Annotated in this window: 16 protein-coding genes; 8 read left to right on the top strand and 8 right to left on the bottom strand. The window is 72.2% G+C overall.

Going from position 1 to position 14,097, the window contains the following annotated elements; translation table 11 throughout:
• Nucleotides 1–8 precede the first annotated feature (8 nt).
• Together OG444_RS10090 and OG444_RS10085 are read right to left on the bottom strand one after the other, a co-directional pair.
• Complete coding sequence (locus tag OG444_RS10090) at nucleotides 9–260, bottom strand: hypothetical protein (RefSeq protein WP_327261836.1); 252 nt, start codon at nucleotides 258–260, stop codon at nucleotides 9–11.
• Between the two features lie 136 nt (nucleotides 261–396).
• Entirely contained in the window at nucleotides 397–675 is a 279-nt protein-coding gene (locus OG444_RS10085) for a DUF3099 domain-containing protein (RefSeq protein ID WP_327266715.1), read from the bottom strand.
• A gap of 239 nt (nucleotides 676–914) precedes the next feature.
• Between OG444_RS10085 and OG444_RS10080 the strand changes: the two genes are divergently transcribed.
• Nucleotides 915–1,190, top strand: a complete 276-nt coding sequence (locus tag OG444_RS10080; RefSeq protein WP_327261835.1) for a GlsB/YeaQ/YmgE family stress response membrane protein — start codon at nucleotides 915–917, stop codon at nucleotides 1,188–1,190.
• A 97-nt stretch (nucleotides 1,191–1,287) separates the two neighbouring features.
• Here OG444_RS10080 and tyrS read toward each other — a convergent pair whose 3' ends face one another.
• The 3 genes from tyrS to OG444_RS10065 form a co-directional block, all read right to left on the bottom strand.
• Nucleotides 1,288–2,556, bottom strand: a complete 1,269-nt coding sequence (tyrS, locus tag OG444_RS10075) for a tyrosine--tRNA ligase (RefSeq protein ID WP_327261834.1) — start codon at nucleotides 2,554–2,556, stop codon at nucleotides 1,288–1,290.
• Nucleotides 2,557–2,626: 70 nt separating this feature from the next.
• On the bottom strand, nucleotides 2,627–4,027 hold the full coding sequence (locus tag OG444_RS10070) for a metallopeptidase TldD-related protein (RefSeq protein ID WP_327261833.1): 1,401 nt from the start codon (nucleotides 4,025–4,027) through the stop codon (nucleotides 2,627–2,629).
• Entirely contained in the window at nucleotides 4,024–5,586 is a 1,563-nt protein-coding gene (locus tag OG444_RS10065; protein ID WP_401702963.1) for a TldD/PmbA family protein, read from the bottom strand. Before OG444_RS10065 ends, OG444_RS10070 begins: the two co-directional genes overlap by 4 nt.
• A 146-nt stretch (nucleotides 5,587–5,732) precedes the next feature.
• On the opposite strand from OG444_RS10065, the gene fabG reads away from it, so the two are divergent.
• From fabG to OG444_RS10050, 3 genes are all read left to right on the top strand, one after another.
• Entirely contained in the window at nucleotides 5,733–6,452 is a 720-nt protein-coding gene (gene fabG / locus OG444_RS10060) for a 3-oxoacyl-[acyl-carrier-protein] reductase (RefSeq protein WP_327261831.1), read from the top strand.
• 5 nt (nucleotides 6,453–6,457) lie between these two features.
• Complete coding sequence (gene fabI / locus OG444_RS10055; RefSeq protein ID WP_327261830.1) at nucleotides 6,458–7,228, top strand: enoyl-ACP reductase FabI; 771 nt, start codon at nucleotides 6,458–6,460, stop codon at nucleotides 7,226–7,228.
• A 327-nt stretch (nucleotides 7,229–7,555) separates the two neighbouring features.
• Nucleotides 7,556–7,864 carry a hypothetical protein gene (locus tag OG444_RS10050; RefSeq protein ID WP_405792622.1) on the top strand — a complete coding sequence of 103 codons (309 nt, stop codon included), beginning with the start codon at nucleotides 7,556–7,558 and terminating at the stop codon, nucleotides 7,862–7,864.
• Here the strand turns inward: OG444_RS10050 and OG444_RS10045 are convergent.
• Entirely contained in the window at nucleotides 7,845–8,555 is a 711-nt protein-coding gene (locus tag OG444_RS10045) for a FadR/GntR family transcriptional regulator (RefSeq protein WP_327261828.1), read from the bottom strand. The genes OG444_RS10050 and OG444_RS10045 overlap by 20 nt on opposite strands.
• 57 nt (nucleotides 8,556–8,612) lie before the next feature.
• On the opposite strand from OG444_RS10045, the gene OG444_RS10040 reads away from it, so the two are divergent.
• The 4 genes from OG444_RS10040 to OG444_RS10025 all read left to right on the top strand — a co-directional run bounded on the left by OG444_RS10040 (nucleotide 8,613) and on the right by OG444_RS10025 (nucleotide 11,034).
• Nucleotides 8,613–9,920, top strand: coding sequence for a CynX/NimT family MFS transporter (locus OG444_RS10040; protein WP_327261827.1), 1,308 nt, complete (start codon nucleotides 8,613–8,615; stop codon nucleotides 9,918–9,920).
• Between the two features lie 5 nt (nucleotides 9,921–9,925).
• The gene (locus OG444_RS10035; RefSeq protein ID WP_327261826.1) at nucleotides 9,926–10,045 is read left to right on the top strand and encodes an SGM_5486 family transporter-associated protein; all 120 of its coding nucleotides are present in this window, start codon (nucleotides 9,926–9,928) and stop codon (nucleotides 10,043–10,045) included.
• A 153-nt stretch (nucleotides 10,046–10,198) separates the two neighbouring features.
• Entirely contained in the window at nucleotides 10,199–10,429 is a 231-nt protein-coding gene (locus OG444_RS10030) for a hypothetical protein (protein ID WP_327261825.1), read from the top strand.
• A gap of 83 nt (nucleotides 10,430–10,512) precedes the next feature.
• The gene (locus tag OG444_RS10025; protein WP_327261824.1) at nucleotides 10,513–11,034 is read left to right on the top strand and encodes a SixA phosphatase family protein; all 522 of its coding nucleotides are present in this window, start codon (nucleotides 10,513–10,515) and stop codon (nucleotides 11,032–11,034) included.
• Between the two features lie 108 nt (nucleotides 11,035–11,142).
• On the opposite strand, the gene serB is transcribed toward OG444_RS10025, so the two are convergent.
• Nucleotides 11,143–12,342 carry a phosphoserine phosphatase SerB gene (gene serB, locus OG444_RS10020; RefSeq protein ID WP_327261823.1) on the bottom strand — a complete coding sequence of 400 codons (1,200 nt, stop codon included), beginning with the start codon at nucleotides 12,340–12,342 and terminating at the stop codon, nucleotides 11,143–11,145.
• Between the two features lie 91 nt (nucleotides 12,343–12,433).
• Nucleotides 12,434–14,011, bottom strand: a complete 1,578-nt coding sequence (locus tag OG444_RS10015) for a streptophobe family protein (protein ID WP_327261822.1) — start codon at nucleotides 14,009–14,011, stop codon at nucleotides 12,434–12,436.
• Nucleotides 14,012–14,097 lie beyond the last annotated feature (86 nt).

Here is a 14,097-nt window from a genome sequence, read left to right as displayed (position 1 = left end):
GGGTGCGGTCAGCGGAGGCGCTCCGACCCCTCCGGCTGCACCCACTCGTCCAGCTTCACGACGTCCTTGAGGAAACCGCGGACCCCCAGGAACTGGGAGAGGTGTTCGCGGTGCTCCTCGCACGCCAGCCAGGTCTTGCGCCGCTCGGGCGTGTGCAGCGTCGGGTTGTTCCACGCCAGGACCCAGACGGCCGCGTCGCGGCAGCCCTTGGCGGAGCAGGTGGGGGTCTCGTCGGGGCCGGTGGCGCTGGAGGAAGTCACAGCCCCACATTAGAACGGAATGGCGACGCCGAGCAGCCACGGGGGGAGCTGCCCGGCGTCGGTCCGTCGCTCCGACGGGGGATGCGGAGCGCGTGAGCAGTATGTCACGCAGGACCCGGTACAGTGCACCGGAACTTCATGATTGATCTGAGCTTTTCTTGAGGTTTCCGGCGTCCAGAACCGGGCGTACCGGGGCCGGTACGAAGTGCGAAGGCAGCGAGGGCGTCGACTCGCGCCCCGCGTTGGCGATGACCACGGCCACGTACGGGAGCAGGGCGCCGGCCACGAGCGTCACGACGGCCACCGGGCGCTGCACGTTCCACAACAGCACGGTGGCGATGACCGACAGGGTCCTGACCGCCATCGAGATCACGTACCGGCGCTGACGGCCCCGCACGTCCTCGGCGAGACCCATCCGCGCGCCGGTGATCCGGAAGACCTCGGCCCCGTTCCGCTTCTGCCGCTTCGTCCGCTCCACGTTCCACCACCCGATCGCCCGCCGGGCACTCCCGGCCCGGACCCTCCCACGGTACGCCCGCCCCCGTCCCGCGCGGAGAGCGGGGACCCCCTGACGGCGCCGTCCGGAATGCGCCGTACGCCGGATGGGCCGAAACTGGGCCCACGTGCGCACAACGCGCCAGGAGGAGGCTCGACATGGGTTGGTTGTGGGCGATCATCGTCGGTTTCGTGCTGGGGCTGATAGCCAAGGCCATCCTGCCGGGCAAGCAGCACCAGCCGCTGTGGCTGACCACCCTCTTCGGCATCGCCGGTGCCGTCCTCGGCAATGCGGTGGCCACCTGGATCGGCGTCGGCGAGACCAAGGGCATCGACTGGACCCGGCACCTGCTGCAGATCGTCGGGGCGGTCCTCGTCGTCGGACTCGGCGAGATGATGTACGGAGCGATCAAGGGGAAGCGGCAGATGACGTGACCCGCCGCGGGTCATGACGGAGGGGCCGGCCGGACCGAGTGGTCCGAACCGGCCCCTCCGCCGTGTTCCGCGGCGTGCCGTGGCGTCCTACGGCGCGTCAGGCGCCGGTGACCTCCACCGCAGCCAGGTTCTTCTTGCCCCGGCGCAGCACCAGCCAGCGCCCGTGCAGCAGCTCCTCCACGGCGGGGACCGCGTCCTCGGCGGTGACCTTCGCGTTGTTCACGTAGGCGCCGCCCTCCTTCACGGTCCGGCGGCCGGCCGACTTGCTCGCGACCAGGCCGGTCTCCGCGAGCAGGTCCACCACGAGGCCGAGCTCCGCCACCTTGGCGTGCGGCAGCTCGGACAGGGCCGCGGCGAGCGTGGCCTCGTCCAGCTCGGCCAGGTCGCCCTGGCCGAACAGCGCCTTCGACGCGGCGATGACCGCGGCGCACTGGTCGGCGCCGTGCACGAGCGTGGTCAGCTCCTCGGCCAGCGCCCGCTGGGCGGCGCGCGCCTGCGGCCGCTCGGCGGTCTGCGCCTCCAGCGCCTCCAGCTCCTCGCGGGACTTGAACGACAGGATCCGCATGTAGGTGGAGATGTCCCGGTCGTCCACGTTCAGCCAGAACTGGTAGAACGCGTAAGGCGTGGTCATCTCCGGGTCGAGCCACACGGCCCCGCTCTCGGACTTGCCGAACTTGGTGCCGTCCGCCTTGACCATCAGCGGGGTCGCCAGCGCGTGCACGACCGCGCCCGCCTCGACCCGGTGGATCAGGTCGAGCCCTGCCGTCAGGTTGCCCCACTGGTCGGAGCCGCCCTGCTGCAGCACGCAGCCGTAGCGCCGGTACAGCTCCAGGAAGTCCATGCCCTGGAGCAGCTGGTAGCTGAACTCCGTGTAGCTGATGCCCTGGTCGGAGTCGAGCCGCTTGGCGACCGAGTCCTTCGTCAGCATCTTGTTGACCCGGAAGTGCTTGCCGATGTCCCGCAGGAACTCGATGGCGGACATGCCCGCCGTCCAGTCCAGGTTGTTCACCATGAGGGCCGCGTTCTCGCCCTCGAACGACAGGAACGGCTCGATCTGGGTGCGCAGGCGCGTCACCCAGTTCGCGATCGTCTCCGGGTCGTTCAGGGTCCGCTCGGCCGTCGGTCGCGGGTCGCCGATCTGTCCCGTGGCCCCGCCGACCAGCGCCAGCGGCCGGTTCCCGGCCTGCTGGAGCCGGCGCACGGTGAGCACCTGGACCAGGTGCCCCACGTGCAGCGAGGCCGCGGTCGGGTCGAAGCCGCAATAGAAGGTGACCGGACCGTCCGCGAAGGCCTTTCGCAGCGCTTCTTCGTCGGTGGACTGGGCGAAGAGCCCGCGCCACTTCAGTTCGTCGACGATGTCAGTCACGGTCGTGACTCTCCTTGGGATGGAGTGAGTAGGGACGTGGATGAGGGGGTTACCCGCACATTCTAGGTGGTCAGACGCCCTTGCTTACCGAACTCATGTTGAAATCCGGGATGCGCAGCGCCGGCATCGCCGCGCGCGTGAACCAGTCGCTCCACTCGCGCGGGAGGGTCTTCTCGGTCCGGCCGGCCTCCGAGGCCCGCGACAGCAGGTCCACGGGGGACTCGTTGAACCGGAAGTTGTTGACCTCGCCGACCACCTGGCCGTTCTCCACCAGGTAGACGCCGTCCCGGGTCAGGCCCGTGAGCAGCAGCGTCGCCGGGTCCACCTCGCGGATGTACCAGAGGCAGGTCAGCAGCAGTCCGCGCTCGGTGCCCGCGACCATCTCCTCCAGCGACTTCTCGCCGCCGGCGTCCAGGATCAGGTTCCCGAAGCCGGGGGAGAGCTGCATGCCGGTCAGGCCCGCGGTGTGCCGGGTCGTGGACAGCCGGTTCAGGTGCCCGTCCGCGATCCACTCGGTCGACGGGACCGGCAGGCCGTTGTCGAACACCGAGGCGTCGTCGCCGGAGCTGTGCGCCATCACGAACGGGGCGCACTCCAGGCCCGGCGCGTTCGGGTCGCTGCGCAGGGAGAGCGGCAGGTCGGAGAGCTTCTCGCCGAGCCGGGTGCCGCCGCCGGGCTTGGAGAAGACCGTACGGCCCTCCACCGCGTCCCGGGCCGCCGCCGACCACATCTGGTAGATCAGCAGGTCCGCCACGGCGGTCGGCGGCAGCAGGGTCTCGTACCGGCCCGCGGGCAGGTCGATCTTCCGCTCCGCCCAGCCGAGGCGCACGGCGAGCTCCGCGTCCAGCACGGTCGGGTCCACGTCCTTGAAGTCCCGGGTCGAGCGGCCCGCCCAGGCGGAGCGCTGCCGGTCCGGGGACTTCGCGTTCAGCTCCAGGGTGCCCTTCGGCTGGTCGTGCCGCAGCCGCAGGCCCGTGGAGGTGCCGACGTACGTGGAGACCAGCTCGTGGTAGGCGAAGCCGTACAGCTCCCGGCCGCCCTCGCGGGCCCGGGCGAACGCCTCGCCGAGGGCCGGGGCGAAGTCCGCGAACACCGCGGAGCCGGTCTCGGCCGGGGCGTCGGTGAAGTCCGGCGAGGACGGGGTCCCGGTGACCAGCGGCTGGGCGTCCTCGGCCGGGCCCGCCCCGCGGGCGGCCGCCTCGGCGGCACGCACCAGCGGCTCCAGGTCGTCCGCGGTGACGGCGGAGCGCGAGACGACCCCCGAGGCCGTGCCCTCCTTGCCGTCGACCGTGGCGATGACGGTCAGGGTCCGGCCGCGGGTCACGCCGTTCGTCGTCAGGGCGTTGCCGGCCCAGCGGAGATTGGCGGTCGACCCCTCGTCGGCGATGACGACGCAACCGTCGGTGGTGGACAGCTCCAGGGCCCGCTCGACGATCTCGTGGGGCTTGGTGATGCGAATCGACGAGCTCATCGCCCGGCCTCCTGCGTGGTGTTCAGGATGTTCACGTCGCGGAACAGCGCGGACGGGCAGCCGTGCGAGACCGCCGCGACCTGGCCCGGCTGGGCCTTGCCGCAGTTGAAGGCGCCGCCCAGGACATAGGTCTGCGGACCGCCGACCTTCTCCATCGAGCCCCAGAAATCGGTGGTGGTGGCCTGGTAGGCGACATCGCGCAGCTGCCCGGCCAGCCGGCCGTTCTCGATCCGGAAGAACCGCTGCCCGGTGAACTGGAAGTTGTAGCGCTGCATGTCGATCGACCAGGAGCGGTCGCCGACCACGTAGATCCCGCGCTCCACCCCGCCGATCAGGTCCTCGGTCGAGAGCCCGCCCGGATCCGGCTGGAGGGACACGTTCGCCATCCGCTGGACGGGCACGTTCCCGGGGGAGTCGGCGAAGGCGCAGCCGTTGGAGCGCCCGAGGCCGGTCAGCTTCGCGATCCGCCGGTCCAGCTGGTAGCCGACCAGGGTGCCGTCCTTGACCAGGTCCCAGCTCTGCGCCTGGACGCCCTCGTCGTCGAAGCCGACGGTGGCCAGTCCGTGCTCGGCGGTGCGGTCACCCGTCACGTTCATGATCGGGGAGCCGTACTTGAGCTTGCCCAGCTGGTCGAAGGTGGCGAAGGAGGTCCCCGCGTACGCCGCCTCGTAGCCCAGTGCCCGGTCGAGCTCGGTGGCGTGGCCGATGGACTCGTGGATGGTGAGCCACAGGTTGGACGGGTCGACGACCAGGTCGTAGCGCCCGGCCTCGACGCTCGGCGCCCGCATCTTCTCGGCGAGCAGACCGGGGATCTGCTCCAGCTCGGAGTTCCAGTCCCAGCCGGTGCCCGTCAGGTACTCCCAGCCGCGGCCCGCGGGCGGGGCGATGGTGCGCATCGAGTCGAACTCGCCGGTGGTGCCGTTCACGGCGACCGCGGTCAGCTGCGGGTGCACCCGGACCCGCTGCTGCGTGGTCGAGGTGCCCGCGGTGTCGGCGTAGAACTTGTTCTCGTGCACGGCGAGCAGCGAGGCGTCCACGTGGGCGACCCCGTCGGCCGCCAGCAGGCGCGAGCTCCAGTCGGCGAGCAGCGCCGCCTTCTCCGCGTCCGGCACCTCGAAGGGGTTCACGTCGTACGCGGAGATCCACGTCCGGTCGGTGTGCACCGGCTCGTCGGCGAGCTCCACGCGCTCGTCCGAACCGGCGGCCTTGATCACCTGGGCGGACAGCTTCGCCATGGCCACGGCCTGCGAGGCCACCTTGGCGGCGGCGTCCATGGTCAGGTCCACACCGGAGGCGAATCCCCAACTGCCCCCGTGCACCACCCGGACCGCATACCCGAGATCGGTGGTGTCGGACCCGCCGGAGGGCTTGGCGTCCCGCAGGCGCCAGGAGGCGCTGCGGATCCGCTCCAGCCGGAAGTCGGCATGGTCGGCGCCCAGCGCGCGGGCCCGGGCGAGCGCCGCGTCGGCGAGCGCCCGCAAGGGCAGCGCGGTGAAGGCCGCATCGATGGAATGGGGCACGGAAGTCCTCCCGTGGTCGGAGCCGGTCGCCCCGATCATGTCGCGATCGGAGCCCTTGTGCCTACATCTTTCTGTAGGGACTCGACAGAGCCCGTCGCAAGGCCCTGTCGGGGGTCGATTCTCCGTAGGACGGCTGCGACCTATAGGTTTTTGGTATTCAAGACCGCTAGCGAAAGGGTGATCCGTTGAGCCGCTCGGTTCTCGTCACCGGAGGAAACCGGGGCATCGGCCTCGCCATCGCCCGAGCCTTCGCGGAGGCCGGCGACAAGGTCGCGATCACGTTCCGGTCGGGTGAGCCGCCGGAGGCGCTCACCTCGCTCGGTGTTCTGGCGGTGCGGTGCGACATCACCGACTCCGAGCAGGTGGAGCAGGCCTACAAGGAGATCGAGGAGAAGCACGGCGCGGTCGAGGTCCTCGTGGCCAACGCCGGCATCACCAAGGACACGCTGCTGATGCGCATGTCCGAGGAGGACTTCACCTCGGTCCTCGACACGAACCTCACCGGCACGTTCCGGGTGGTCAAGCGCGCGAACCGCGGCATGCTCCGTGCCAAGAAGGGCCGCGTCGTCCTGATCTCCTCGGTCGTCGGGCTCATGGGCTCGGCGGGCCAGGCCAACTACGCCGCCTCCAAGGCCGCGCTGGTCGGCTTCGCCCGTTCCCTCGCCCGCGAGCTGGGCTCCCGCAACATCACTTTCAACGTCGTCGCCCCCGGCTTCGTGGACACCGACATGACGAAGGTGCTCACGGACGAGCAGCGCGCGGGCATCGTGGCTCAGGTGCCGCTCGCCCGCTACGCGCAGCCCGAGGAGATCGCGGCAGCCGTCAGCTTCCTGGCGTCCGACGACGCCGCGTACATCACAGGAGCCGTCATTCCCGTTGACGGCGGATTGGGCATGGGTCACTGATCACCATGAGCGGAATTCTCGACGGCAAGCGCATCCTCATCACCGGGGTGCTGATGGAGTCGTCCATCGCCTTCCACACCGCCAGGCTGGCCCAGGAGCAGGGCGCCGAGGTCATCCTCACCGCGTGGCCCCGCCCGAGCCTGACCGAGCGCATCGCCAAGAAGCTGCCCAAGCCGGTCAAGGTGATCGAGCTCGACGTCACCAACGACGAGCACCTCGCCCGCCTGGAGGGCCTCGTCCGTGACGAGCTCGGCGGCCTCGACGGCGTCGTGCACTCGATCGGCTTCGCACCGCAGGACGCCCTCGGCGGCAACTTCCTGAACACCCCGTTCGAGTCGGTGGCCACCGCCATGCACGTCTCGGCGTTCTCGCTGAAGTCGCTGGCCATGGCCTGCAAGCCGCTGTTCCCGGAAGAGGGCGCGGCCATCGTCGGCCTCACCTTCGACGCGCAGTTCGCCTGGCCGCAGTACGACTGGATGGGCCCGGCCAAGGCGGCCCTGGAGGCCACCAGCCGCTACCTCGCCCGTGACCTGGGCAAGGACAACATCCGCTGCAACCTGGTCTCGGCCGGTCCGATCGGCTCGATGGCCGCGAAGTCCATCCCGGGCTTCGGCGAGCTGGCCGAGGTCTGGAACAGCCGCTCCATGCTGCAGTGGGACATGAGCGACCCGGAGCCGACGGGCAAGGGCGTCGTGGCCCTGCTGTCCGACTGGTTCCCGAAGACCACCGGCGAGATCGTCCACGTGGACGGCGGCCTGCACGCGATGGGTGCCTGATCCCCGATCGGCTCTCCCGTGTCCGTACGGCGGCGGCCGCGCTTCCCCTCCGGGAGGCGCGGCCGTCGCCGTTCCGCGTTCCGCGGGGCCCGCTCGATCGCATGTTCACCGGCCGACCGGATCTTCCCGAGTCGAAAACCGGGACAGATGCCTGCAAACTGACGATGCCGGGATCTTCTCGGCTCCTGCGGGGAGGAGGTAGGAGTGCGCGCGAGACCGAGCCGAGTCGTATCCGTGCTGGTCACCTCCGTGATCGTGACCGGACTCCTGGTCCCCGGAGCGGCCGCGCAGCCCGTGGAGGAGGAGAGCGTGCCCGGCCCCGAGGCGGTGGCCCCGGCCGTCGTGGAGCTCGCCGACCTTCCCGCCGAGCCTCCCGCCCAGCCCGCGCCGCTCGCCGGCGGTGAACTCTTCGGCGCCGACTGCGACACCGCGATCCAGGGCTCGCAGGTCACGGCGTACTGCCACAACGCCTACCCGGAGACCGACCAGGTGCGGCTGCACGTCGAGTGCGACCGCTGGTGGGACGTGGACGGCGACGGCGTCGCCGTGACCGTCGGGCCGGCCGGCCGGGTCGAGCTCGTCGGCCGCTGCTGGAAAGAGGTCCGCTCGGCCTGGGTCAGCCACCGGCGCCCGTGAGCGGGCCCCGGTCCTCCTGCGGGTTCCCGCCGAGACAGGCGAAGGGGTAGCCCGCCGCCTCCGAGGCCGCCGCGTCCCCGTCCCCCCGCCGGATCGCCTCGATCAGCCGCGCGTGGTCCAGGTGCGCGGAAGGGTGCAGTTCGGTGCCGACGTCCGCCCGCAGCCAGTCGGCCACCAGGTCGCCGAGGTCCGCGTACAGCTCGATCAGTACGTCGTTGTGCGAGGCCGTCACCACCGCCATGTGCAGGCTCACGTCCGCCGCCACGAAGACCTCCGCGTCCCCGCCCGCCCAGGCCTCCTCCCGGCGCGCCAGCAGGGCGTCCAGCTGTACGAGGTCCCGCTCGGTGCGCCGCTCCGCCGCCAGCCGGGCCGCCGAGGACTCCAGCGTCGACCGCAGTTCGGCGATGTGCCGCGGCTGGGCCCCGGCGAAGCGGCGGTGCATGACACCGGCCAGCTCGCTGGTGGCGATGACGTACGTACCCGAGCCCTGCCGGATGTCCAGGAGGCCGTTGTGCGCCAGCGCCCGCACGGCCTCGCGCACCGTGTTGCGGGCGACGCCGAGCAGCTCGACGAGCTCGGGCTCGGTCGGGATGCGGGCGCCGACCGGCCACTCGCCGGAGGTGATCTGGTTCCGCAGCTGGGCGATCACCTGATCGACGAGCGCGGAGCGCCGGGGCGAGGTCAGCGGCATGGGTTCCTCTCGAGAGCGACTGGACAACCAATCATCCCATGATTCTATGATGGTTGAATGGCCGACGAAGAAATCCAGACCATGAACCGCCCGGCGGTCGTGCGCACCGCCCCTGACCAGCACCTTCCTGCTGCCGCTCAGGGCGCCCCGACCTGGCTCGGTCCGGTGCTCATCGTCGGAATCGTGCTGGCCGCCCTCAACCTGCGGCCCGCCATCACCAGCCTCGGCGCCCTCTTCGAGGAGACCCGCACGGGTCTCGGCATGAGCGGCACGGTCGCCGGACTGATCACCTCCGTCCCGGCACTCTGCTTCGCCGTCTTCGGCGTCACCGCGCCCCGCCTCTCCCGCCGCTTCGGCCCGGCCGCGGTCGTCTGCGCCGGCATGGCCGCCGTCGCCACCGGCCTGCTGATCCGCCCCTTCGCGACCGGCGCCACCGGCTTCCTCGCCGCCAGCGCCCTCTCGCTGGCCGGCATAGCCCTCACCAACGTGCTGCTCCCGGTGATCGTCAAGCGCTACTTCCCGGACCGCGTCGGCACCATGACCGGCCTGTACTCCATGTCCCTGGCCGCCGGCACCTCGCTCGCCGCCGCCGCGACCGTCCCGCTGACCGGCGCCCTCGGCGGCAGCTGGCGCACCGGCCTGCTGGTCTGGGCCGTGCTCGCCCTGGTCGCCGTACTGCCCTGGCTGCCCGTCGCCCGCGCCTCCCGGCGCGCCGACCGAGCCGCCGAGACCGCCGCGGCCGCGTCCGGCGCACGGTCCGGCGCCGACACCGGCCCGCGGGTCGTCCGCAGCCGCACCGCATGGGCCCTGGCCTGCTACTTCGGCCTCCAGGCCACCGGCGCCTACATCACCATGGGCTGGCTCCCGCAGATCTTCCGCGACGCCGGGGTCTCCGCCTCCACCGCCGGCGTGCTGCTCGCCGTCACCATGGTCATGGGCGTCCCGCTCGCCTTCGTCATCCCGGGCCTGGCCGCCCGGATGAAGAACCAGGGCGCCATCGCCGTCACCCTCGGCCTCTTCGGCCTCACCGGCTACCTCGGGCTCTCCTTCGCCCCCGCCGCCGGAGCCTGGGCCTGGGCGCTCCTGCTCGGCATCTCCAACTGCGCCTTCCCCCTCGTCATCACCCTCATCGGGCTGCGCGCCAAGTCCCCGGCCGGCGTGGTCAAGCTCTCCGCCTTCGCCCAGAGCACCGGCTACCTCATCTCCATCCCCGGCCCGCTCGTCATCGGCGCCCTCTACCAGCACAGCGGAGGCTGGGACCTGCCGCTCGCCCTGATGGCCGGCCTGCTCGTCCCGCAGATCGCGCTCGGCGTCCTCGCCGGACGGGACCGCACGATCGAGGACGAATGCGGCATGCGAGACTGACCTGCATGTCGCCCGTACTTGAACCGAACCCGCAGGACGGCCGTAAGAAGCTCGGCCTCGTGCTCGGCGCGATCCTCGCCGTGACCGTGATCATCTCCGTCATCGCCACGATCGCCTCCCCGTGAACCCGCTCCCCCGGGAGGGTGGGGCTAACCCCACCACCCCCTAGGGGGTAAGGCTCAGGGTGAAGTGGGGTGCGCCCCGGATGGGAACCGCCGGCCCGGATCCATAGATTCGTAGGCAGCGAGTCAGTCCGGTCCACACCCACGGAGGCGGCCATGTCGGCCCCCACGCACACCAGGCCCCTCCCGTCGGGCCCGTCCCGCCCCCGCGCCCGCGCGGCCACCCGCGCCAGCACCCGGCTGCACTGGTGGGCGCTGGCCCTGCCCGCCCTCGCCTTCGGGCTCCTGCTGCTGCTCCTCGCCGGATCCGGCGAGGCCCACGCCGCCACCGGCGAGGTCCCGGGCCTCGTCCAGGTCGCCGAGCAGCTCCTGCGCGCCGTCGGCTGACCTCCCGCGCGCCCCTCGACCGGGAGGGTGAGCCCCCCCAACACCCTGCGCCCCATGGCTCGTTTCATGCGAAGCTGGGAGTCATGAGCGCCGACACACCCCGCAGGATCGCCCTCCTCCGGCACGCCAAGGCCGACTGGCCCGAGGTGTCCGACCACGATCGCCCGCTCGCGGAACGAGGCCGCAAGGACGCGCCGGCCGTCGGTCTGAAGCTCGCCGAAACCGGCATCGTCTTCGACCTGGCCCTGTGCTCCACCGCCGCCCGCACCCGCGAAACCTGGAAGCTCGCCGTCCAGGAGATGCCGCACCGGCCGAAGACGCACTACGAGGAGAGGCTCTACGACGCCTCGCTGGGCGAGCTCATCGCCCTGCTCAACGAGACCTCCGACGAGGTCGCGGACCTCCTCGTCATCGGGCACAACCCCGGTATGCACGCCCTCGCCGACGCCCTCTCCGGGCGCTCGGAGGGCGACACCCTCGCGCGGATGACCCGTACGGGGTTCCCGACCGCGGCCCTCGCCGTGGTCTCCTTCACCGGATCGTGGAAGTCCGTGGAGCACGGTGTGGGCACACTGCTCGACTACTGGACCCCCAAGGGCCTCTGACCGGACGCCCCGCGAGACCGGTGGGCCTGCGACACCGCCGGCCCCACGACACCAGCGGGCCCCGGCAGCCGATGCGGCTGCCGGGGCCCGCTCGTGCGGGTGCGGGGGTCAGGCCAGGTCGGCGGCCTCGATCTCCTCACGGGTGATCCCGAGCAGGTACAGCACCGCGTCGAGGAAGGGCACGTTCACCGCGGTGTGCGCGGCCTCGCGGACCACCGGCTTGGCGTTGAACGCCACGCCCAGCCCGGCCGCGTTCAGCATGTCCAGGTCATTGGCGCCGTCACCGATGGCCACCGTCTGGGACAGCGGTACGTCGGCCTCCGCGGCGAAGCGGCGCAGCAGCCGGGCCTTGCCCGCCCGGTCCACGATCTCGCCGGTGACCTTGCCCGTCAGCTTCCCGTCGACGATCTCCAGGGTGTTGGCCGAGGCGAAGTCCAGCCCCAGCCGCTCCCGCAGATCGTCCGTCACCTGGGTGAAGCCGCCGGAGACCACGCCCACCTGGTAGCCGAGCCGCTTGAGCGTGCGGATCAGGGTCCGCGCGCCCGGGGTGAGCTGCACCTCGGCACGGACCTTGTCCACGACGGACGCGTCCAGGCCCGCGAGCAGCGCCACCCGGGCGTGCAGCGACTGCTCGAAGTCCAGCTCGCCGCGCATGGCCCGTTCGGTGACCTCGGCGACCTCGGCCTCGCACCCGGCGTGCGCGGCGAACAGCTCGATGACCTCGTCCTGGATGAGGGTCGAGTCCACGTCCATGACGACCAGGCGCTGGGCCCGGCGGTGCAACCCGGCCGAAACCACGGCCACATCCACACCGATGTGCGCGGACGCGGTGGCCAGCGCGGTGCGCAGCGGCTCGGTCTCGACGCCGGAGACGGCGAACTCCACCGCCGTCACCGGGTACTTGGCGAGGCGGAAGATACGGTCGATATTGCCGCCGGTCGCGGTGATCCGGGCCGCGATGGCGGCCGTGGACTCGGCGGTGAGCGGGTGTCCGAGCACGGTGACGTGCGAGCGGCCGACGCCGCGCGGCCGGTTGTCACCGGTACCGGAGAGGATCTCGGCCTGCATCTTGAGGGACTCGGCCCAGCTGTGGACGGTGGCCCGCAGGTCGCCCTCGGCGCCGTTGGCGGGCTTGGTGACGAGGGCGCACAGGACGATGCGGCCACGGGTGACGACCTGCTCGATGTCGACGACGTCGACGGAGTAGGCGGCGAGGGTGTCGAACAGCCCGGCGGTGATCCCGGGACGGTCCTTGCCGAAGATCTTGACGAGGAGTGTGGGGACGTCGGAGGTCTGCGATGCGCTCATGGTGCCCTCACCGTATCTTCCCGGCCCACATGACAGGACCCCCGTCCCACTTCCTGAACGTACCGGTCGCCCGGCCGGGCGGGCCGACGGGTCACCTCTGCCCGGGCGGCTTCGGCGGCCCCGGCGGTCCGGGGGGCCTCGGGGGAGGCGGCGGGGCGCCCGGCGGCGGGGGCGGGGTGAAGGGCGGCCGGTGCGCGGGCCGCGCGGGCCTCGGCGGGCGCGGCGGCATCCCGGTGACCGTCACGTCCCAGGAGACGTCCGGATCCAGGTACGGGTTCGCCCACCCGGGCGGCGGCCCCTGCCCGCCCCGGCCGGCCGGGGCGCTCGCGTACGGGGCCGTGGGCGCATCCGGGGCCGGGACCTGCGGCCACCCCCGCCGGCCCGCTCCGCCGTCCCCGGCAGCCGGATCCGCCGCCCGCCGCCGACGGGTCAGCAGCGCGCCCGCCCCACCGGCCAGCGCACCCCAGAGCGCGCCCAGCACCAGCGCGTACGACACGTCCCCCCGCAGCTCCACCCCCACGTCCACCGGGCCCAAACCCGGCACCGCCGGAGAGGCTCCCCCGGCCGAGACCCCCGTCAGCCACACCAGCAACGCCAGCGTCACCGCGGTGACCGCAGACAGCCGCGCCGCACACCCGGGGATCCCGCGCACGGGCGTCCGTACGGCGGCCAGCACCCCCGCGGCGAGCAGCAGCAGGGCCGCCCCCACGACCAGCAGCCAGACCCGCTCGTCGTACGCGGCGAGCCCCGCCATCGTCACCTGCTCCCGCGCGGAGCCGGCCAGCAGATCGTCCAGCGGATCGGGCAGCAGCCCGGCCGGCGCCCCCGTGACCCCGCCGCGCAGCGGCACGAACAGCCCCAGCAGCACCCCCAGCCCGCTTCCGTTCGGCGCCCCCAGCAGCGCCCCGCCCAGCACCCGCCGGGGATGCTCGTCGCCCAGCGCCGCCCACACCGCCGCGGCCCACGCGGCCGCCACCGAGACCAGCAGCACCGTCACCGCGGCCGAGACGGCCGGACGCAGCCGGGCCGTCGCCGCCGGCCCGTGCCGCGAGACCAGCAGCGCGAGAGCCAGTACGGCGAGCACCCACACCCCCGCACCCAGCAGGGTCGGCCCGGTCTGCACCGCGAACCCGACCCGGGTCCGGGTCCCGATCAGGTCCCCGACGCGGTCGGGGAGCAGCCCGCCGATGTCCCCGATCCCCGGGATCTCGACCTTCGCCGGGGTCCTCGGCAGCGGCGTCGTCCCGTCGAGGGTGACCATGTCGTGCCCGGCCCACGCCAGAGCGCCCGCCGTCGCGACGAACAGCGCCGCGAGAGCCGCCACCCTGGCCGCGGTCTCGCCGTGGCCCGCCCCGGCCCGCAGCGAACGCAGGAACAGGAACGCCAGGACCAGCGCCCCGGCCAGCGACACTCCCAAGGGCATCACGTCCAGGGAGGCTTCGGCGCTCGCCCCCGTGACTCCGAGGACCGAGACGTCACCCGAGGGGGTCACGGTTCCGCCGACCGCGAGGGCCACGGCGGCGGCCGTCATCGCCGCGAGCGAGCCTCCCGCCGCGTCGGCGCCCAGCAGGTGCAGGCCGAGTCCGGCCACCCCGGCCATCACGATCAGGGCCCAGCCCACGGCGGCGACGGCGGACAGCAGCACGTCTCCCCAACGGATGCGGCGCATACGGTGAACCCCCGATGCCTACCGAGCGGTACGCGACGGGACCACCGGGCGAGAAGTCCCGTATCTCACTCTCCGGGTGACTTTCG

This window comes from Streptomyces sp. NBC_01232, assembly GCF_035989885.1.
Lineage (GTDB): Bacteria > Actinomycetota > Actinomycetes > Streptomycetales > Streptomycetaceae > Streptomyces.
This window is presented reverse-complemented; position numbering and strand designations above follow the sequence as displayed.